This is a genomic window from Aeromonas sp. A04, from assembly GCF_047780465.1.
Classification (GTDB): domain Bacteria; phylum Pseudomonadota; class Gammaproteobacteria; order Enterobacterales; family Aeromonadaceae; genus Aeromonas; species Aeromonas bestiarum.
The window spans coordinates 31156-49446 of sequence record NZ_JBLNHP010000012.1; the positions used below are offsets into that span (position 1 = coordinate 31156).

At 63.2% G+C, this 18291-nt stretch carries 15 protein-coding genes; 3 read left to right on the forward strand and 12 right to left on the reverse strand.

What is annotated here, in order from left to right:
- Positions 1-159: 159 nt before the first annotated feature.
- From ACM3N8_RS21050 to ACM3N8_RS21070, 5 genes are all read right to left on the reverse strand, one after another.
- Complete coding sequence (locus ACM3N8_RS21050; protein WP_290019631.1) at positions 160-1089, reverse strand: ABC transporter permease; 930 nt, start codon at positions 1087-1089, stop codon at positions 160-162.
- 14 nt (positions 1090-1103) lie between these two features.
- Positions 1104-2462 carry a CmpA/NrtA family ABC transporter substrate-binding protein gene (locus tag ACM3N8_RS21055; RefSeq protein WP_290019632.1) on the reverse strand — a complete coding sequence of 453 codons (1359 nt, stop codon included), beginning with the start codon at positions 2460-2462 and terminating at the stop codon, positions 1104-1106.
- A gap of 289 nt (positions 2463-2751) precedes the next feature.
- On the reverse strand, positions 2752-3336 hold the full coding sequence (locus ACM3N8_RS21060; RefSeq protein ID WP_103472607.1) for an ANTAR domain-containing response regulator: 585 nt from the start codon (positions 3334-3336) through the stop codon (positions 2752-2754).
- A 139-nt stretch (positions 3337-3475) separates the two neighbouring features.
- Entirely contained in the window at positions 3476-4234 is a 759-nt protein-coding gene (gene cobA / locus ACM3N8_RS21065; protein WP_098982629.1) for a uroporphyrinogen-III C-methyltransferase, read from the reverse strand.
- 169 nt (positions 4235-4403) lie between these two features.
- Positions 4404-7046 (reverse strand): molybdopterin-dependent oxidoreductase, encoded by a 2643-nt coding sequence (locus ACM3N8_RS21070; protein ID WP_290019633.1) that lies wholly within the window; start codon positions 7044-7046, stop codon positions 4404-4406.
- Between the two features lie 365 nt (positions 7047-7411).
- Between ACM3N8_RS21070 and ACM3N8_RS21075 the strand changes: the two genes are divergently transcribed.
- Positions 7412-7921, forward strand: coding sequence for an RNA methyltransferase (locus tag ACM3N8_RS21075; RefSeq protein WP_043138141.1), 510 nt, complete (start codon positions 7412-7414; stop codon positions 7919-7921).
- Between the two features lie 155 nt (positions 7922-8076).
- Here ACM3N8_RS21075 and ACM3N8_RS21080 read toward each other — a convergent pair whose 3' ends face one another.
- Positions 8077-8814 (reverse strand): hypothetical protein, encoded by a 738-nt coding sequence (locus ACM3N8_RS21080; protein ID WP_290019634.1) that lies wholly within the window; start codon positions 8812-8814, stop codon positions 8077-8079.
- Positions 8815-9022: 208 nt separating this feature from the next.
- Here ACM3N8_RS21080 and ACM3N8_RS21085 point away from each other — a divergent pair, with 208 nt between their 5' ends.
- Positions 9023-9451, forward strand: a complete 429-nt coding sequence (locus ACM3N8_RS21085; protein WP_043138135.1) for a universal stress protein — start codon at positions 9023-9025, stop codon at positions 9449-9451.
- Positions 9452-9528: 77 nt separating this feature from the next.
- Here ACM3N8_RS21085 and ACM3N8_RS21090 read toward each other — a convergent pair whose 3' ends face one another.
- The 6 genes from ACM3N8_RS21090 to gpt all read right to left on the reverse strand — a co-directional run bounded on the left by ACM3N8_RS21090 (position 9529) and on the right by gpt (position 15302).
- The gene (locus tag ACM3N8_RS21090) at positions 9529-10164 is read right to left on the reverse strand and encodes a murein L,D-transpeptidase catalytic domain family protein (protein WP_043138133.1); all 636 of its coding nucleotides are present in this window, start codon (positions 10162-10164) and stop codon (positions 9529-9531) included.
- 156 nt (positions 10165-10320) lie between these two features.
- Positions 10321-11574, reverse strand: coding sequence for a glutamate-5-semialdehyde dehydrogenase (locus ACM3N8_RS21095; protein WP_290019635.1), 1254 nt, complete (start codon positions 11572-11574; stop codon positions 10321-10323).
- 105 nt (positions 11575-11679) lie between these two features.
- Positions 11680-12783, reverse strand: a complete 1104-nt coding sequence (gene proB, locus ACM3N8_RS21100; protein WP_103472602.1) for a glutamate 5-kinase — start codon at positions 12781-12783, stop codon at positions 11680-11682.
- 208 nt (positions 12784-12991) lie between these two features.
- Entirely contained in the window at positions 12992-13384 is a 393-nt protein-coding gene (crl, locus tag ACM3N8_RS21105; protein ID WP_043138124.1) for a sigma factor-binding protein Crl, read from the reverse strand.
- Between the two features lie 62 nt (positions 13385-13446).
- Positions 13447-14715, reverse strand: coding sequence for an esterase FrsA (frsA, locus tag ACM3N8_RS21110; protein WP_043138123.1), 1269 nt, complete (start codon positions 14713-14715; stop codon positions 13447-13449).
- A gap of 119 nt (positions 14716-14834) precedes the next feature.
- Positions 14835-15302 carry a xanthine phosphoribosyltransferase gene (gene gpt, locus ACM3N8_RS21115; protein ID WP_042866764.1) on the reverse strand — a complete coding sequence of 156 codons (468 nt, stop codon included), beginning with the start codon at positions 15300-15302 and terminating at the stop codon, positions 14835-14837.
- Between the two features lie 929 nt (positions 15303-16231).
- Here gpt and ACM3N8_RS21120 point away from each other — a divergent pair.
- The gene (locus ACM3N8_RS21120; RefSeq protein WP_416016565.1) at positions 16232-17683 is read left to right on the forward strand and encodes an aminoacyl-histidine dipeptidase; all 1452 of its coding nucleotides are present in this window, start codon (positions 16232-16234) and stop codon (positions 17681-17683) included.
- Positions 17684-18291 lie beyond the last annotated feature (608 nt).

The following is an 18291-nucleotide window of genomic DNA, read 5'->3' on the forward strand; positions in this document are numbered from 1 at the left end:
TGGTTGCCTGCAGGCGTTCCTAGCGCAAAACCTGGCGCTTGTCCTGAAGCAAGACCACTGCTGCAGGGCCTGGTTGCCCGCCGGCGTCCCTAGCGCAATACCTGACGCTTGGCCTGAAGCAAAACCACTGCTGCAGGGCCTGGTTGCCTGCCGGCGGCCCTAGCGCAATACCTGGCGCTTGTCCCAGGAGAGCCACTGCTGCAGGGCCAGCATGCCCCTGTCCAGGCCGCAGCCGATGAGGCCAATGGTGACCACGGCCACCATGATGCGGGCCAGGGAGGCCGAGCCGCCGCTCTGGAACTCGTCCCACACGAATTTGCCGAGCCCGGGGTTCTGGGCCAGCATCTCGGCCGCGATCAGCACCATCCAGGCCACCCCGAGCGACAACCGCAGCCCGGTGAAGATCATGGGCAGGGCGGCGGGCAGCACTATGCGGCGCACATGGGTAAGGAAAGAGAGCCGCAGCACCCGGCTGACGTTGTGCAGGTCGCTGTCCAGCCCCGCCACCCCGACCGCCGTGTTGATCAGGGTCGGCCAGAGGGAGCAGAGGGTCACCGTCAGCGCCGAGGTGACGAAAGACTTCGCAAGCCAGGGCGCAGAGCTGGTGTAGAGCGCGCTCACCACCAGCGTGATAAGCGGCAGCCAGGCCAGGGGCGACACCGGCTTGAGCAGCTGGATCACCGGGTTGGCGGCGCGGTAGAGCCCCTGATTCATGCCGAGCAGCACGCCGCACGGGATGGCGATCAGGCTGGCCAGAGCGAAGCCGCACAGCACAGTGAGCAGGCTGGTGGCGATCTGATCGAAGAAGGTGGGGCGCCCTGTGTAGGGGCGCAACCTCACCTCGGCCGCCGGATCCCGCGCCAGCCGCTCGGCATTGCGCACCTGCTGACGCTCGAGGAAGGCGCTCGCCTTCTCCCGCTCGGCCAGATGCTCCTGCCCCAGCGACCAGAGCTGGCTGGCGGTCGCCAGCGGCCCCGGCAAGGTGCCCAGGCTGGTCTGCACCTGACTCGCCCCCCACTGCCAGAGGCCGAGGAACAGCAGCACGCCGAGCAGGGGCTGCACCATGGTCTTCCACTTGTGTCGTTTCATTGCGCTCTCCTCGCTTATTGCACCCGCTCATCGCCCTTGAGGCCGATGGCAAACTGTTGCAGATAGGCGTTGGGGTGGCGGCCGTCGTAGATGAGGCCATCGATGAAACCATCCTGCGGGCCGCGATAGCCCTGCTCACTGGCAAAATCGGGGAAATCCTGCGCCTTGAACTTGCCCTCGGCGATCAACTCCTCGGCCGCCTGGCGGTAGACCTCGGGTTGATAGACGGCCCTGGCGACCTGCTCGAACCAGGCGTCCGGTTTGGCCGTCGGGATCTGGCCCCAGCGCCGCATCTGGGTCAGATACCAGATGGCATCCGAGTAGTAGGGATAGGTGGCCTGATGGCGGAAGAAGACGTTGAAGTCCGGCAGGTTGCGCCTGTCCCCCTTGGCGTACTCGAAGGTGCCCACCATGGAATTGGCGATCACCCCCTCGTCGGCCCCCACGTACTCCGGCCGCGCCAGCAGCTTGGCCGCCTCGCGCCGGTTGCCGTTTTGCTCGGCATCCAGCCACCAGGCCGCCCGCAGCAGCGCCTTCACCAGCCGTATGTGGGTATTGGGATGACGCTCGGCCCACTGGCGGGTGACGCCGAACACCTTCTCCGGGTTGTTGCGCCAGATCTCGTAATCGGTGATGACGGGCACCCCTATGCCCCTGGCGACCGCCTGCTGGTTCCAGGGTTCTCCCACGCTGTAGCCGGCTATGGTGCCCGCCTCCAGGGTGGCGGGCATCTGCGGCGGCGGCGTGACCGACAGCAGCACGTCCGCCTGGCGCTGACCCGAGCTGTCGCCGAGGGCGGGAGCATAGAAGCCGGGGTTCAGCCCGCCGGCCGCCAGCCAGTATCTGAGCTCGTAGTTGTGGGGGGAGACGGGGAACACCATCCCCATGTTGAACGGCTTGCCCGCCTGCCGGTATTGAGCCACCACGGGTTTGAGCGCGGCGGCGCTCACCGGGGCCGGCACCTGACCCGCCACCGCCTTGGGCAGATGGGGTTGCATGGCGGCCCACACAGGGTTGGCGACCGTGATGGCGTTGCCGTTGAGATCCATGGCGAATGCCGTCACCAGCTCGGCCTGGGTGCCTATGCCGACATGGGCGGCCAGCGGCTGACCCGCCAGCATCTGGGCGCCGTCCAGCTCGCCGTCGATCACCCGATCCAGCAGCACCTTCCAGTTCGCCTGGGCCTCCAGGGTGACGTAGAGCCCCTCATCCTCGAAATAACCGCGCTCATAGGCCACCGCCAGCGGTGCCATGTCGGTCAGCTTGATGAAGCCCAGCTTGAGCTCCTCCTGCTCCGGGGCCCCCACAGCCGCCAGCGTCGGCAGTGACAGCAGCGCCAGCAGCAGACCCGCACATCCTTGTCTCTTGTTCATTCGCCTTCCTCGCTCAGCTCACAGTCATGGGCGGCCGTTTCCCTGCGCCGTTGCAGGGTCGCGACCAAAAAAAAACCTCACCGATCCGGGATCGGTGAGGCCTCTTTGCCCTGTTGCGAGTGACGGGCCCGTGGGCGCCATCACTCCTTGTCTTCTGGGTAATCCACTTTCCGTGCCACATTGGCCAAGCCGCCGAAACGGGCCCTATTCCGCCTTTTTCCTCCCGCTTTGCCTTCTCGTTTGCCTCAATTAGGCGCAGTTGCACCAAAACGGTTTGCCAGCCCAGCTCTCACGCCGGCAGTGCCAGCAGCAGCTGCCGTGCCAGCTCCCCCAGACTCAGGTGCCGACTCATGGCGGTGCTGCGCATCAGGCGGTAGGCCTGCTCCTCGTCCAGCCCCTGATGACGCATCAGCCGCCCCTTGGCCTGCTCGACCAGCCGTCGCTCCACCAGCTGCTGGCGCAGTTCACTCTCGGTCTGCGCCAGCGCCTGCACCATGGCCAGCTGGCTGCGGGCCAGCCGCAGCCACTGCTCGACCGGCTCCCGCTCGCCACACGGATGCGGCACCAGCAGCACCCCCTGCTGCAACAGGGCGATCTGGGGCTCGGTGCCGATCCGCTCGCAAAACAGCAGGCGCGGCACCCCGGGCCAGAGAGAGAGGCCGAGCCGCACCTCGGCACCGAACTGGCGACTGCTGATGAGCAGGGCATCCCCCTGTCCGTGCGGAGTCAGCAGTTGGCGACTGTCCAGGATCTGCGGCTGATGGCCGTAGTGGCTGACCAGCAGGGCCAGCCGGTTGGCCTGACCCGGCTCGTCGGCGTGGATCAGCAGGCGGGAAGGGGGGCCGGCACGGCCCCCGGGGGGAAGAGTGGTCATGGCGCTCCTTGCCAACGGCTAGCGCAGCTTGTCTGTCGCTGCTTGTTCACCACAGATGAGGCAACATGAAGGCCAACTATTTGAATCTACCCCCTTTTTATCTATCTGGAGGTAGTGGAGGTAGAGGCTGTAGAGGGGCTCAGGCCACCCGATCCAGCGCCTGGGTCAGCAGGGCGTTCAGCTCGCTGCGCAGGCCCACCACCTCCCCCATGATCATCAGCACGGGACTCTGCCCGAGCAGGGCCACGGCGGCCTCTGCCAGCATGGCCAGCCGGGTCTCATGCACCTGCTGCTGGGGGCTGCAACCGGCCACCACCAGCGCCACCGGCAGATCCGGCGAGGCACCGGCCGCCAGCAGTCCCTGCCGGATCTGCGCCGCCCGCTCCAGCCCCATGTAAAACACCAGGGTGTGGCCGGCCCGGGCCAGCCCCTGCCAGCCCTGATAGTCGCCCTCCTCCATCAGATGGCCCGTCACCAGGGTCAGAGAGCGGGCCAGCCCCCTGTGGGTCAGGGGGATCAGGCTGCTGGCGGCGCAGCCCAGCGCCGCCGTGATGCCGGGCACCAGCTCGGCGGCTATGCCGTGACGGGCCAGGTGCAGCGCCTCCTCCCCACCACGGCCAAATACCAGGGGATCGCCCCCCTTGAGCCGCACCACCCGCTTGCCAGTGCGGGCCAGCGCCAGCAGCAGGGCGTTGATCTGATCCTGGCTCGGGCTCGGCTCGCCGCAGCGCTTGCCCACGTCGAAACGGGCCGCGCCATGGGGAATCCGGGCCAGGATCTCGCTTCCCACCAGGCGGTCATAGATCACCACCTCCGCCGCCTCCAGCCGTTGCAGGGCGCGCAGGGTCAACAATTCGAGCGGGCCGGGACCGGCCCCTACCAGACTGACATGGCTCATCTCACACTCCTTGTATTTCTGCCCCCTAGAACCTGTTCACGGCCTGTCACGAGAGGCTGTCAGCAAGGTGAAGCGCAGCGCAGGAACCGGAGCGTATAGATATACGTGAGGATTCCGAGCAGCACATGAGCCTTGATCACGGCCTCACAGTAAGATCGTGTACAGGTTCTTAAGCTGAGGCGATAAAAACATGCTTAATCAATAGCTTGTCTATCTCTGGCAGGCAGGTGCCGCAGTTGCTGCCACAGCCGAGCAGGGCCTGCAGCCCCGCCAGCTCGCTCACCCCCTGCCGGGTGATGGCGTCGACGATGCGCAGCTCTGAGACCCGCAGGCAGGAGCAGACCAGTCGGCTATCCCCGGCCAGGGCCGCGCTCAGGGTCTGGCTCAGGGCTCCCGCCTGCAAGGGCGTGCCGAGCAGGCTGGCCAGCAGGTCGACCTTGATGTCTGGGCGCCGATCTCCCACCAGCAGCAGGCCCTCGATGCGATCCTGCACCAGCGCCACCGCGAGCCAGCCCTGCTTGAGCGGCAGCCGCAGCCAGCGGCCCGCCCCCCCCAGCCGCTGCCACAGCGCCTGGGGCCCCTCCGACCAGGAGGCCAGCAGGGTGCAGTTGCCTTCGGGCAGGGGACGCCTGGCCCACCAGTCCACCGCCTCCCCCCAGGGTTGCTGACCGAGCCAGAGCCCCTGCCAGCGGGTTTGCTGCGGCTCGGCCATCACCCGCCCCTGCTTGAACATGGGCTGGCCCGAGAGGGGATCCACCACGGCGGCGATGAGGCGGTTGACCGCCCCCTGGCTGCACTGGCTGTCGGTCCAGTGCATGGGCAGGAAGGCCTCCCCCTCCCTCAGCCCCTCGTCCACCCCGATCAGCAGCCGTGCCTCACCGAGCCCGTTGCTCAACCGCACCAGATCCCCCTCGGCCAGCCCGAGCGCCAGCAGGCTGGCGGCGCCCACCCGCAGCTTGGGCCAGGGTTCGGCCTCCTGCAGGCGGGGCACGTGGCCGGTGCGGGTCATGGTGTGCCACTGATCCCGCAACCGACCGCTGTTAAGCAACAAGGAGAGGCCCGCCGGCTGCAGCACAGCTTTTGGCTCGGCGACGGCGACAGGTTCGGGGGGAAAGTGCTGGGCCAGCGGCAACAGCCGGGCCCGCCCATCCGGCGTGGAGAAGACCCCATCCTCGAACAGGCGGGCGCGGCCGCTGGGCCAGGCTGCGTTGACCGGCCAGCTCAGGGGTGCCAGCGCCTCGAATTCGGCCCGACTGAGGCGGGCCAGCCCCGAGATGTCGAACTGGCGTTGCCCCTCGTTCTCGAATCCCGACAGGGCCGCGTGTTCGCTGAAGATGTCGTGCTCGTGCTCATAGGCAAAGCCTTCGCCGAAGCCGAGCCGGCGGGCCAGCTGGGTCAGCGCCCACCAGTCGGGCCTGGCCTCCCCCGGCAGGGGCAAAAAGGCACGCTGGCGGCTGATGGTGCGCTCCGAGTTGGTGACCGTGCCGCTCTTCTCGCCCCAGGCGGCGGCGGGCAGCAGCAGGTGGGCGAGGCGCGCCGTGTCCGTGTCCGCCGTCACCTCGGAGACCACCAGCAGCTCGCAGCGGGCCAGCGCGTCGCGCACCCGGTTGCCGTCTGGCAGGGAGACGGCCGGGTTGGTGCCGAGCACCCAGAGCGCGCGTATCTCCCCGCGCGCCACCGCCTCGAACAGCGCCACCGCCTTGTGGCCCGGCCCGCGCACCATGGTCGGGCTCTGCCAGAAGCGCTGCACCCGGTCGCACTCGACCTCGCCAAAGCCCATGTGAGCCGCCAGCTGGGTCGCCAGCCCGCCCACCTCGCGCCCGCCCATGGCGTTCGGTTGCCCCGTCATGGAGAAGGGGGCCGCCCCCGGCTTGCCGATACGCCCGCACAGCAGGTGGGCGTTGATGATGGCGTTGGCCTTGTCCACCCCCTGATTGGACTGGTTGATCCCCTGGCAGAACAGGGTGACGGTTTTGGGGGTGCGGGCAAACAGCCGGTAGAAGCCGAGCAGATCCCCTGGCGCCAGGTCGCAGCTCTGGGCCACCGCCTCCAGCTGCCAGGCCGGATCGTCCAGCGCCGCCGCCAGCGCCTCGAAACCGCTCACATGGCGCGCCACGTAATCCTTGTCCCAACCGTCGTTATCGAGCAGATAACGGCACAGACCGTTCCACAGCGCCACGTCGCTGCCGGGTTTGAGGGCCAGGTGCAGATCCCCCTGCTCCGCCGTCATGGTGCGACGGGGGTCCAGCACCACCAGCTTGAGCTCGGGCCGCCGCGCCCGCGCCTGCTGCAGGCGGCGAAACAGCACAGGGTGGGTCCAGGCCGTGTTGGCCCCGGTGATCACCACCAGATCCGCCAGTTCCAGATCCTCGTAGCAGGCGGGCACCAGATCCTCGCCGAAGGCGCGCTGATGGGCCGCCACCGCCGACGACATGCAGAGCCGGGAGTTGGTATCCACGTTGGCGCTGCCCAGATACCCCTTCATCAGCTTGTTGGCAACGTAGTAATCCTCGGTGGTGAGCTGACCCGACAGGTAGATGCCGATGGCCGATGGCCCGGATTCGGCCAATATGGTGGCAAACCGGCTGGCCAGGGTATCGAGCGCCTGATCCCAGCCGATGCGCTGCCCCTGCCAGCGCGGATAGAGCAGACGGTCGGGAAAGTCGAGACTCTCCAGCAGGCTGGCCCCCTTGACGCAGAGGGCGCCCGCGTTGGCCGGATGCTGTTCATCCCCCTTCAGCTGCCAGCTTGCGCCCTCCCGGCTCAGCCGGATGCCGCACCCTACTCCACAATAGGCACAGGTGGTGTTCATTCCCTCGCTCCTTGTCGTCCGGCGACCCGGTTACGGGTTGCCTGATTGCCACGGCCCATAAAAAAGGCGTCCGCCCCTGATGGGGACGGACGCCTTTGTCCAGATGAGCCGCATTCACTCTCTCCAGGGATGACTGCAAACCCTGCGCCAAGATGTCAGCCCCTGCACCACTGCGACCAGGCAGGCAGTGGTTGCGCCGGGACGGTGCAATTGCCCCCTTCCGGGGCCCCGCCGAGCAAAAAGAGGCCACCGCCGGGTCAAGACGGAGCCTGCAAGCGGCGGCGCCCCCAGGCAAGCCTCGACATGCATGTCATGGGCAAAGCGCGAACCGGGGGTATAATGCGGCCGCCACAGAGGAGAACAAGATGAAAGAGTCAGGTTATGGCTGCCCAGAGCAGGCCGATCCACAGTCGCCAACGCAGGCGGCACCGGGCTATTGCTGCATCGGACTGGTCAATCCCAAGTCACCGGAGAACGTGGGGGCCGTGATGCGCGCCGCCGGTTGCTACGGGGCTGACGAGGTCTACTACACGGGCAACCGCTTCGAGCTGGCGCGCCGTTTTGCCACGGATACCAAGCAGATGGTGGACAAGATCCCCCTGCTCGGGGTCGATAACCTCATGGAGATAGTCCCGGCCGGGTGCGTCCCCGTGGTGGTGGATCTGATCGAGGGCGCCACATCGCTGCCGGATTATGTCCACCCGGAGCGGGCCTTCTATATCTTCGGCCCCGAGGATGGCACCCTGGATCCCGCCCGTTATGGCGCCGTGAAGGACGTAGTCTATGTACCGACGCAAGGCTGCATGAACCTGGCCGCCTCGGTCAACGTGATCCTGTATGACCGCTTGGCCAAGCGCCTGCGAGCCGGGGGATAAGGGCCAAGGGATAAGGGATAAGGGAAAAAACATCTGGTCTATGTGACCACACGGCAAGGCTGCATAAGCCTGGCCGCCTCGGTCAAGGTGATCCTCTACGACCGGCTGGCGAAACGCCTGCGGGCCGGGTTGTCATAACGGCGTCACTGCTCCCCTTACTTCTGCACCCTTTGTTCCAGCTCCTTGATAAAACCACGGTAGTAATCATGGAGTTGGTAACGGCGATAGATCTCGGCCAGGGTGCCGCCCCGGATCAGCCGCACCATGCCCTGATCCCAGAGCTGTTGCAGACGCCCCCCTCGCTCGGTATCGGCAAAGATGGGGTAGGTCGGGATCCAGCGCAGGAAAGTGCGCTTCATGTTGGTGGGGATGGTATCGGCCGAGTAGAGCACACCTGCGGTCAGGTAATAGCGGTAACGCTCCTTGGCCAGCAGCTGCAGCGCCATGTCGTGGCTGTCGATCTCGTGCCAGCGCATGGTGACCGGGATGTACTTGTCAAAAGCCCAGCCTCGCAGCCACAGTACTCCCTCTCCCTTCAAACTGGTTTCGCCGAGCCATTGAGGCTGCCACTTCTTGAGCATCAGCACGGTCAGATCGTCGGCCGAGGCGGGATAATTCGGCTGGCGCACACCGATGACTTCATCCCGATAGACCCCCATCGCCATGTCTCCCCCTCTCTGCGCCACCACAGCCAGCGCCCGCTTGTAGGGCACTAGGTGCGGGATCACCTCATAACCATGGGGCTGATAGATGGCCCTGACGATATCCAGATAGACGCCCCGCCCATCCGGCTGGCAGAAGCCAGGCCAGTCATCGCAATAGACATGCAGGGGATCGGCCCGACCGGGCAGGGAAAACAGAAGAAGCAGCAACGACAGCAGCAGACGAACCATGTTTCACAATTTCCTCGGTGGCGATATTTTCATCCGACGGATCAGCCAGCGCGATGAATGCACCCAAGCCATACCACATCATAAGAAGATATGGCGCTGAATCACCTCTTTTTCCCAGTTTTGAGAGCGAGTCGAGGGTTATTACCCTCTGAATGGGTATTATTGACAATAAGATTCATTAGTAGCCCAACCATAGGGGAGCCTTCATATGTCATCCATCAAAACCCTGCTCTGCCCCGTCGATTTTTCCCAGATGTCCCAGTCTGTGCTCGACTATGCGGTGTTCATGGCCCGGAGCCATCAGGCTGAACTCAAGCTGGTCCATGTGGTGGACCAACTGCACGGTTTCGACAGCTACAAGATCCTGCACATGACCGCCATCGAGATCACCCACGAGATGGAACGCCAGGCCAAGACCCAGCTGAAAGAGCTGGTCGCCAGCCTGCCCATTCCCGCTACCTTCGAGGTACGCTTCGGCCGCGCCGCCGACGAGATCGTCATTCAGGCGAAAGAGGAGAAGGTCGACCTGGTGGTCATGGGCAGCCACGGCCGCTCCGGCCTCAGCCACCTGCTGGTGGGCAGCGTCGCCGAATCCGTGGTGCGTCACGCCCCCTGCCCCGTGCTGGTCGTGCGTTAACGCCCGGCTCGTTCACCGCGTAACAGATAACAATAAGGCCAGCACTCGTGCTGGCCTTATGCATGGATGCGTGCACCTCAGCCGTGGGCATAGATGACGCTTCCCCCCTTGATGATGTCTATGATGGCCCTGGACTGCTCCTTGGGTAGCGCGGGGCAACCCCAGCTGCGGCCCAGCTTGTCATATTTGCGCAGGTGCCGCGGGCTGGCATAGTCGGCGCCGTGCACCACTATGGCACGCCTGCGGGCATTGCTGTTCTTGCCCGGGCTCAAGCCATCGAGGCGCAGCGAGTAGCCATGCTTGCCCTGATAGGTCTCGGCGGTACGATAGACGCCGAGGGAACTCTGCATGGAGTTGAGCTGATTGGAAAACTGGCGGGCCGCCAGCTCGCCCGAGTTGCGGCCGTGGCTGACCCAGGTGTGGTAGAGCAGCTTGTGGCGTTTCACGTCGATCACGAACAGCCGGCGCTGGGTCGAGGGTTTGCTGTAGTCGATGATGGTGAGTATGGGTTTGCGCTTGTGGCGCACGCTCTGATAACTGTTGATGGCCTGGCGAAACACCTGTTTGTCGAGCTTGCCTGCCAACCCCAGCTGGCGATAGAGATCCTGATCCCAACTGGCGTGGCTGCTGGTGCTGAAACAGAGCGCCCCCAGTAGCAGCGGCAAGCTCAACCAGAGCCATCCTGGCCGCGCAATCCAATCTGTTTGCTTCATCCTTGAATCTGCTCCCGTTTTTGTTGGTAGTGCAGTGTGCAAAATATCGCCACACCCTGCTGGATAGTTATATGCAAGCCCCTGATGGGGCGCAAGAAAAGAGCATAAAAATGCCGACCTGAGTCGGCATGGTTCCAGCAGGCGTTGGCAACGTCCTCAGGCACGGATCAGATAATCCGCCAATCCCACCCACTTGTAGCTGGTGAGCTCGGTCAGTCCCATGGGGCCGCGGGCGTGCAGCATCTGGGTCGAGACCGCCACCTCGGCACCCAGCCCGAACTGGCCACCGTCGGTGAAGCGGGTGGAGGCGTTGACGTAGACGGCGGCCGAACCGGCGCCATTGACGAACCGCTCGGCATTGCTCAGATCGTTGGTGAGGATGGCATCCGAGTGGCCGGCGTTATGCTCGCGCATGTGGGCCAGCGCCTCGTTCACGTCCGCCACCAGCCGGACTCCCAGAGTCAGCGAGAGCCACTCGGTATCGAAGTCTTCCGGGCCCGCCTCGCGCAGCGTGTCGGCGCCAGCTAGCAACGCCATGGCGTTGGGGGCGGCCACCAGGGCCACCTTGCGCTCGTTCATCAGGCTGACCAGCTGCGGCAGCAGGGCGGCGGCCACCTTTTCATGCACCAGCAGGGTATCGAGGGCGTTGCAGGCGGAGGGGCGCTGCACCTTGGCATTGTCGATGACCGCCAGCGAGCGCGCCAGATCTGCGCTCTCGTCCACGAAGACATGGCTGATGCCAAAGCCGCCAATGATAACGGGGATGGAGCTGTTCTCCTTGCACATCTTGTGCAGCCCGGCACCACCGCGGGGGATGATCATGTCCACGTAGCGATCGAGACGCAGCAGCTCGCCCACCAGCGCCCGATCCGGATTGTCTATGTACTGTACCGCATCGCGTGGCAGGCCGGAGGCGGCCAGCGCGCTCTGGATCACCTGCACCAGCTCCAGGTTGGAGTGGAAGGTCTCGCGTCCACCGCGCAAGATGCTGGCGTTGCCCGTCTTGAGGCAGAGGCTGGCGATGTCGATGGTGACGTTGGGGCGCGCCTCGTAGATGACGCCTATGACACCGATGGGCACCCGACGGCGAGAGAGGCGCAGACCGTTCTCCAGCACCCGGCTGTCGATTTCGGCCCCGACCGGATCATCCAGGGTGATCACCTTGCGCACGTCCGCCACTATCCCCGCCAGCCGGGCCGGGTTGAGCAGCAAGCGATCCAGCATGGCGTCCGACAGTCCGGCCTCGCGGCCGGCCGCTATGTCCTTGTCGTTGGCGGCCAGGATCTGGCAGCTACGCGCCTCCAGCTCATCGGCGATGGCGGCCAGTGCCCGGTTTTTCTGCGCCGTGCTGATGGTCGCCAGCTGATAGGCGGCTTCGCGGGCCGCCTGCCCCATTTTCTCCAGACTCATGATTTTGTCCCTTTCTGGGTGCCGCCTTACAGCAGCACCATGTTATCTCGGTAAATGGCCCATGATCCCGTAGCAGTAGCCACAGACGCTATTGAACCGGCGGCCTTACAGCAGCACCATGTCATCTCTGTGAATGGCCACGGCGCCATAGCCATAGCCCAATATCTGTTCTATCTGATCCGAGTGAACACCCCGCAGCTTCTCCAGCTCCAGATGGTCGTAACGGCAGATGCCGCGGGCCAGCTCGACGCCCTTGGGATCGAGAATGCGCACCACGTCGCCGCGCACGAAATCCCCCTTCACTGAGACTATGCCCTTGGGCAGCAGGCTGGAGCCCTTATCCTGCATGGCGGCCACGGCGCCCTGATCCACCTGGACTTCACCGTGCGGGGGCGGGCCGGCCAGGATCCAGCTCTTGCGCCCTTCCAGCGGCGAGGCCAGCGCCGGGAACAGGGTGCCGATGCGCTCGCCCTTGGCGAGACGGCCTATCACCTCCGGCATCTGGCCGGTGGCGATCACCACCTTGACCCCGGCCCGGCGCGCCACGTCGGCCGCCTGCAGCTTGGTCGCCATGCCACCGGTACCAAGACCACCGACGCTGCCACCCGCCAACTTGCGCAGGGTGTCGTCTATGGTCTGCACCTCTTCGATCAGCTGGGCATCCGGGTTGCTGCGCGGATCGGCGGTGAACAGGCCGGTCTGATCGGTCAGCAGGATCAGCAAGTCGGCATCGGCCAGAATGGCGGCGCGGGCGGAGAGGTTGTCGTTGTCACCCACCTTGATCTCGGCGGTCGCCACGGCGTCGTTCTCGTTGATGACGGGAATGATGCGGTGATCGAGCAGGGTGCGCAGGGTATCGCGGGCATTGAGGTAACGCTCGCGATCCTCCAGATCGGCGCGGGTCAGCAACATCTGGCCGATGTGCAGCCCATAGAGGTTGAACAGATCCTGCCATACCCGGATGAGCTGGGTCTGGCCAACCGCCGCCAGCATCTGCTTGTTGGGCAGGGTCGGCGCCAGCGGGGGATGACCCAGATGTTCACGCCCGGCGGCGATGGCCCCCGAGGTGACCACCACGACTCTGTGGCCGTGACGGTGCAGGGCCGCACACTGTCTGACCAGCTCCACCATGTGGGCACGGTTAAGCTGGGAAGATCCCCCGGTGAGCACGCTGGTGCCCAGTTTGACGACTATGGTTCTGTTTTCCATGGGAGCAAGAAGGCTGAAAAGTAAGGAATCCCTTTATACCCACGGCCCTGTTGCCCTGCAAGGCAATTAAGCCCGCAAGCGCTGCGAGGACCAGGGAAGCTTGCCTTGTGGCAAGAGGCGGCAGGCTTGAAGAGAGGAATGGATAACGGCGGGCAGCGAGACAAGATGGCCCTGCGAGTGAGTGGACGGCTCGCAGGGCATCAGTACATCAGGCGGCGGTGACGGTCAGCTCGTTGGTCACCTGCTCGGCAGGGGAGAGCCGACACTCAAGCGAGGTGAGCTTGTCACTGATGAGCTTGTAGAAGCGGTTGAGGGTACGATCGACTTCCACCTGATGCTTCTTCGGGATTGGCTTGTTGATCCAGGCCCCTTCCGCATTGTAGAAACCGACCTGATAGTGATAGCTGAAGCTGTGATCCTGCTGCTCCAGCACCAGCCACCAGCCCCAGAACTCCCGCTTGTCCGGCGCCGGCTTGGCGCTGACGCAGACGGAGAGACAGTCGAAACGATAGCGCCCCTCTTCACACAGATCTTCACGTAAATAGGGGCCAATCGCGGCAAACTGCCTCAGCAGTCGCTTGTAGGTCACTCTTTCTGACATGTTAACCTCCCTGTTGAACAAGCCACATCATCCTGGGATGACGTTATTTTTTTAGCGCTATATCATGTACATAGGTGCTTTTTAAGCCAGTCGACCATCTCTTTCAACGCCTCGTCATACACCTCCAGCAAGGGTTGCTTGTCGAACACCACCGCCTTGCCATTGCGGCTGGCGGACGCCAATGCCCGTACATCCTGCTCGGGACAAATAAAATCTTTCTTGTGTCCGATACTTAGTATCGGCACGGGAGTGCGAGTCCCCAGCAATCCTTGCGTCTTGAGGGAAAATACCTGGCACTTGGTACGCAGCGACTCCCACTGGGCCGCGTCGGCCCCCAGACGATTCGCCAGCCCGTCGCGCATCATGCGCGGGCAGCGGGCGAACATCTCCTGATTGGTGAACACCTGATTGACGCCCGCCCCTATGCAGACCACAGTCCTGAGCTTGAACGGCTCGATGAAGGCGAGACGCGCCGCCACATTGCCCGCCAGACGAAAACCCACCATGGCGATGCGCTGATGATCGACCCAGGCCACTTCTGACAGGTGGTTCAGCACGGCCTGATGCAGCCGGCTGGTGTCTTGCACCAGTGGCCAGTGCTCGGCATAGCCGATGCCCGGCATATCCAGCGACAACATGCCGATGCCGTTGGGTTCCAGGCATTTGAGATAGAGGTTGAGGAAATCGACCTGCAACGAGTCGATGCCGCCGCTGACGATGACCAGGGGCACGGGTTTGTCCGTGGTCGGCAGATGCAGGTAGCCCTGAATGCTCTTGCCACGAAATGGCACCTGTATCTCTTTGAGGGGCACCTTGAACAGGCGACCCGCCTCGCGGTAGGCCATGTTGCCGAGCAACTGGGCCTGATCCGCCAACTCGTCATTCTTCAGATGGGGATAACTGGCGATGGAGTAGTAACGCACCGCCCTGAGCAGATCCTTCAGGGCTGCCGCCGAGTCACCCTGCTCCACCAGGGCGCGGCCCTGATTGAAGTAACGGCCGGCCAGCTGGCTCCACTCATAGACCCAGTTGCCGGACACATAGCCCTTGATGGTATCCAGGTAACGCTCGTGGGTGCGTTCCCCTTTTCCCATGGCGATGCAGGCCAGCGTCTGTTCCACCTCGACCGGATCCGCCCCCTGCCAGGCCCAGGTTGGCCGGCGCAGCAGACGATACCAGCGCGACGACATGGAGCCATCGATAAAGGTCTCGTCCAGATTGGCATCTTGCTCTTCCACCGGGCTGCTGTTGGAGATCTCGGAGGTCTCCAGCACCTTCTTGACCCGGGTAAACAGCTTCTCGGTCAGGTTAAGGTCGTCGTTCAAGTCCAAAGTAATTACTCATACGGTCAGGCAATGGCTCCATCTTAACCACTTTTCCCGCCCGGCAGCCAGTTGCACCACAAAAAAACAGGGCTCCATATAGGAGCCCTGTGAAGCTGATTCAGTGCTTACTCTTCGTCGCAGATAGGCTGGGCAAACTCCAGCGCCATGTCCCAGGGCTGTTCGATCCAGGTGTCCTGCGGGATGGCGACTTCGAAGTCATCCAGCAGCTGCTCACCCATGGGCTTGGCGAAGATGGCGATGAACTTGGCCTTGGGGTAGAGCTCACGGATCGCCTTGGCGGTAGTACCTGTGTCCACCAGATCTTCCACCACCAGCCAACCTTCGCCATCACCGGCCGTGGTCGCCGCTTTGACAACCACCAGCTCGCGCTGGCTGTTGTGGTCGTAGCTGGAGATGCACAGGGTTTCGACATTACGGATGCCAAGTTCGCGGGCCATCAGCGCGGCCGGTACCAGACCACCACGGCTGACCGCTATGATCCCTTTCCACTGGCTGACAGGCAGTTGACGACGGGCCAGACGGCGCGCTTCACGTTGCAGGTTATCCCACGACACGTAGAATTTTTTTGGCATGTTATCGATCTCGAAGAGTTATATAAAACAAGTACTTAAAAAATAATCACCTCGCGTTTTCACGCGCGGCTGAGTCAATGCTGGCGCCCCTGCTTCCCGAATTCGGCTTGCACGTTGGCGGCCTCAGGGCTGGTACCTCGGCAGCAAAAACAGATGCAATGAAAGCAGGATGGGCATAGCTGGCGGCCATGTCGTTTGGAGGAAAGACCGCAGACAGGCTGTTGGGCCGGCATGATACCATCGTTTGCGGATAAATTGACTGGCAAACGTATGCGAAATGCAGGAAAAAGCGTCCCGGCCCCCTGACATCCCGCCCGGCGTCTGGCATACGCCCACGCTTCACCACACCCGCTCCCACCCGTTGCAGATAAAAAAATAGCAGGGGGAGGATGACATCCTCACTCACCTGCTGCTTCACATCTTGCTGCTTGTCCCCGGCGGGGCGCCCCTGCTTAGCGGTAAGCGAAGGGATTCGGGTAGCTATAACCCTGGGTGTAGAGCGATTGGGCAAACCAATAGGTTGAATTGCTGCCTGACATAGTAAAACTCCTGATTGCTTAACAAGTTACGTACCTTTATGCGGGCTCAGATCCTTGAACAGACACTCGGTTCCATGGAGGCGCACTTGCTTTGCTTCGGTTCCCTGGAGGCATTCATCGTCATCCTGACGGGTGGCGAACCACGGCCACCAATTTACCAGCCGGCGCCATAAACACAATATTTTTGTGACGTACATCACACAATTTCTTTTGTGCTGGGCATTGTCACCTCAACCTCGGCTGTACGCTGCGAACAACCCGATTACCAGCACAAGCCGCGCGCAATTTGCGCTGATCGCTCACATTTTTGTGTGATTGACTGTATTATCGTTATCCTCTTCCTCGGCCCTCTGGGCCCGGTCAATTTCCGTGCTGGTAAGGAGTCCCGACGTGGCACAGCTTAGTTCTCTCTCTCCCCAACTGATTTGGCATTTCTTCGAACAGATCTGCTCCATCCCCCACCCTTCCAAGCACGAAGCCCGTTTAAGCGCCTGGATAGTCGAGTGGGCCCAGGGGGAAGGCCTGGCGGTCAAGCAAGACGCCGTCGGCAACATCATCATCAAGAAACCGGCCACGCCGGGGATGGAAAACCGCAAGGGTGTGGTACTGCAGGCCCATATCGACATGGTGCCCCAGGCCAACGCCGACACCCAGCATGACTTCACCCAGGATCCCATCGATGCCTATATAGACGGTGACTGGGTCACCGCCCGCGGCACCACCCTGGGCGCCGACAACGGCATGGGCATGGCCGGCTGCCTGGCCGTGCTGGCCGACAAAAACCTCAAGCACGGTCCGCTGGAAGTGCTGCTGACCACGGACGAAGAGACCGGCATGACGGGCGCGTTCGGGCTGGAAGCGGGTTGGCTGGAAGGCGAGATCCTGCTCAACACCGACTCCGAAGAGGATGGCGAGGTCTACATGGGCTGCGCCGGCGGGGTGGATGCCAATATCCGCTTCCCACTGGAGCTGGTCGCCGCCACCGAGGGCGAAGGGTTCGAGCTGCAGGTGAAGGGGCTGCGTGGCGGTCACTCCGGGGTCGATATCCATCGCGGTCGTGGCAACGCCAACAAGCTGCTGGTGCACCTGCTGAAAGCGGCCGAGCCGCTGGGCCTGCGTCTGGCCGAAATCCACGGCGGCACCCTGCGCAACGCCATCCCGCGCGAAGCCCGCGCCAAGCTGCTGGTGCCCGCTGCCCACGTCAATGAATTCAAGGCCCTGGTCGACCGCTATGCCGGCATCTACCAGAGCGAGCTGGCAGCCACCGAAGCCAACCTGACAGTGCTGCTCACTGCTCAGGAGAAACCGGCCAAGCTGATGAGCGAAACCCTGCAGACACGCCTGCTGGACTCCCTGATGGCCTGCCCGAACGGCGTGATGCGCATGAGCGATGCCATTCCGGGCGTCACCGAGACCTCCACCAACCTGGGCGTCATCAAGACGCTCGACGGCGAGGTGTATGTGCAGTGCCTGATCCGCTCCCTCATCGACTCCGGTCGCGAGAGCGTCGAGCAGATGACCCGCTCCCTGTTCAATCTGGCCGGTGCCAGCTGCGAATTTACCGGGGCCTATCCTGGCTGGGCGCCGGATGTGGACTCCCCCGTGATGGCGCTGGTACGCAACAGCTACCAGACCCTGTTCGGCGAGATGCCCAACGTCATGGTGATCCACGCAGGCCTGGAGTGCGGCCTGTTCAAGAGCGCCTATCCGGACTGGGACATGGTCTCCTTCGGCCCGACCATACGCGGTGCCCACTCGCCAGACGAGAAGGTACACATCCCGGCGGTCGAGCGCTTCTGGCAACTGCTGGTGCATGTGCTGGAGCAGATCCCGGCCAAATAAGGCGCCGGTTCCTCTGTACTTGCAGTCGACCTGATGCATACCCCGCCAAGTGCGGGGTATTTTTTTGCACGCATGTGGCCGCCACCGCCAGGCACACCTGGCTCCTGAGGGTCGCCTTCCTTTCAATACCCTGGCCCTTCATCTGCCACTTCCGGCCCGCCATTGTGCCATGAGTGGCTCTGAAACCGTCTCCATGAACAGAACTGGGTTTGAAAACCCTTTCCATGATTTATGTAAATTTACCACACAAAAAGTTGATCCAGCTCACATAAGGCCATAGGATCAAATTGTGACCCAGGTCACATACTACAACTAGATAACAGAGCGATGAGGTGAATATATGTTTGAGAACCTGGCAGTACTGTTCCACCTTAAGGGTGCAACCAGCAAGAAAGGCGCCGTAGAGAAAGACACCTACGCCCCGTCAACCCGTGAGTATTACTTCCGTTACGGTGCCTGATGCATCGGAGAAAGAGATCTAACGTAGTAAAATTACACACATCATAATCATTGCAACAGCCATCCCCTCTCGGGGCCGCTGTCCTGCCCTGGCCAGATGTTCCACGGCCAAACCTGAACTCCAACCATGAAGATGGGGCCCACAGGCC

Excerpts from the sequence above, each read along its gene's own strand:
- ACM3N8_RS21075 (WP_043138141.1), top strand. The coding sequence starts at position 7,412 with ATGAAAGAGTCAGGTTATGGCTGCCCAGAGCAGGCCGATCCACAGTCG.
- crl (WP_043138124.1), bottom strand. The coding sequence starts at position 13,384 with ATGTCAGAAAGAGTGACCTACAAGCGACTGCTGAGGCAGTTTGCCGCG.
- ACM3N8_RS21090 (WP_043138133.1), bottom strand. The coding sequence starts at position 10,164 with ATGAAGCAAACAGATTGGATTGCGCGGCCAGGATGGCTCTGGTTGAGC.
- ACM3N8_RS21070 (WP_290019633.1), bottom strand. The coding sequence starts at position 7,046 with ATGAACACCACCTGTGCCTATTGTGGAGTAGGGTGCGGCATCCGGCTG.
- ACM3N8_RS21095 (WP_290019635.1), bottom strand. The coding sequence starts at position 11,574 with ATGAGTCTGGAGAAAATGGGGCAGGCGGCCCGCGAAGCCGCCTATCAG.
- ACM3N8_RS21060 (WP_103472607.1), bottom strand. The coding sequence starts at position 3,336 with ATGACCACTCTTCCCCCCGGGGGCCGTGCCGGCCCCCCTTCCCGCCTG.
- gpt (WP_042866764.1), bottom strand. The coding sequence starts at position 15,302 with ATGCCAAAAAAATTCTACGTGTCGTGGGATAACCTGCAACGTGAAGCG.
- ACM3N8_RS21055 (WP_290019632.1), bottom strand. The coding sequence starts at position 2,462 with ATGAACAAGAGACAAGGATGTGCGGGTCTGCTGCTGGCGCTGCTGTCA.
- cobA (WP_098982629.1), bottom strand. The coding sequence starts at position 4,234 with ATGAGCCATGTCAGTCTGGTAGGGGCCGGTCCCGGCCCGCTCGAATTG.
- ACM3N8_RS21080 (WP_290019634.1), bottom strand. The coding sequence starts at position 8,814 with ATGGTTCGTCTGCTGCTGTCGTTGCTGCTTCTTCTGTTTTCCCTGCCC.
- proB (WP_103472602.1), bottom strand. The coding sequence starts at position 12,783 with ATGGAAAACAGAACCATAGTCGTCAAACTGGGCACCAGCGTGCTCACC.
- ACM3N8_RS21085 (WP_043138135.1), top strand. The coding sequence starts at position 9,023 with ATGTCATCCATCAAAACCCTGCTCTGCCCCGTCGATTTTTCCCAGATG.
- ACM3N8_RS21050 (WP_290019631.1), bottom strand. The coding sequence starts at position 1,089 with ATGAAACGACACAAGTGGAAGACCATGGTGCAGCCCCTGCTCGGCGTG.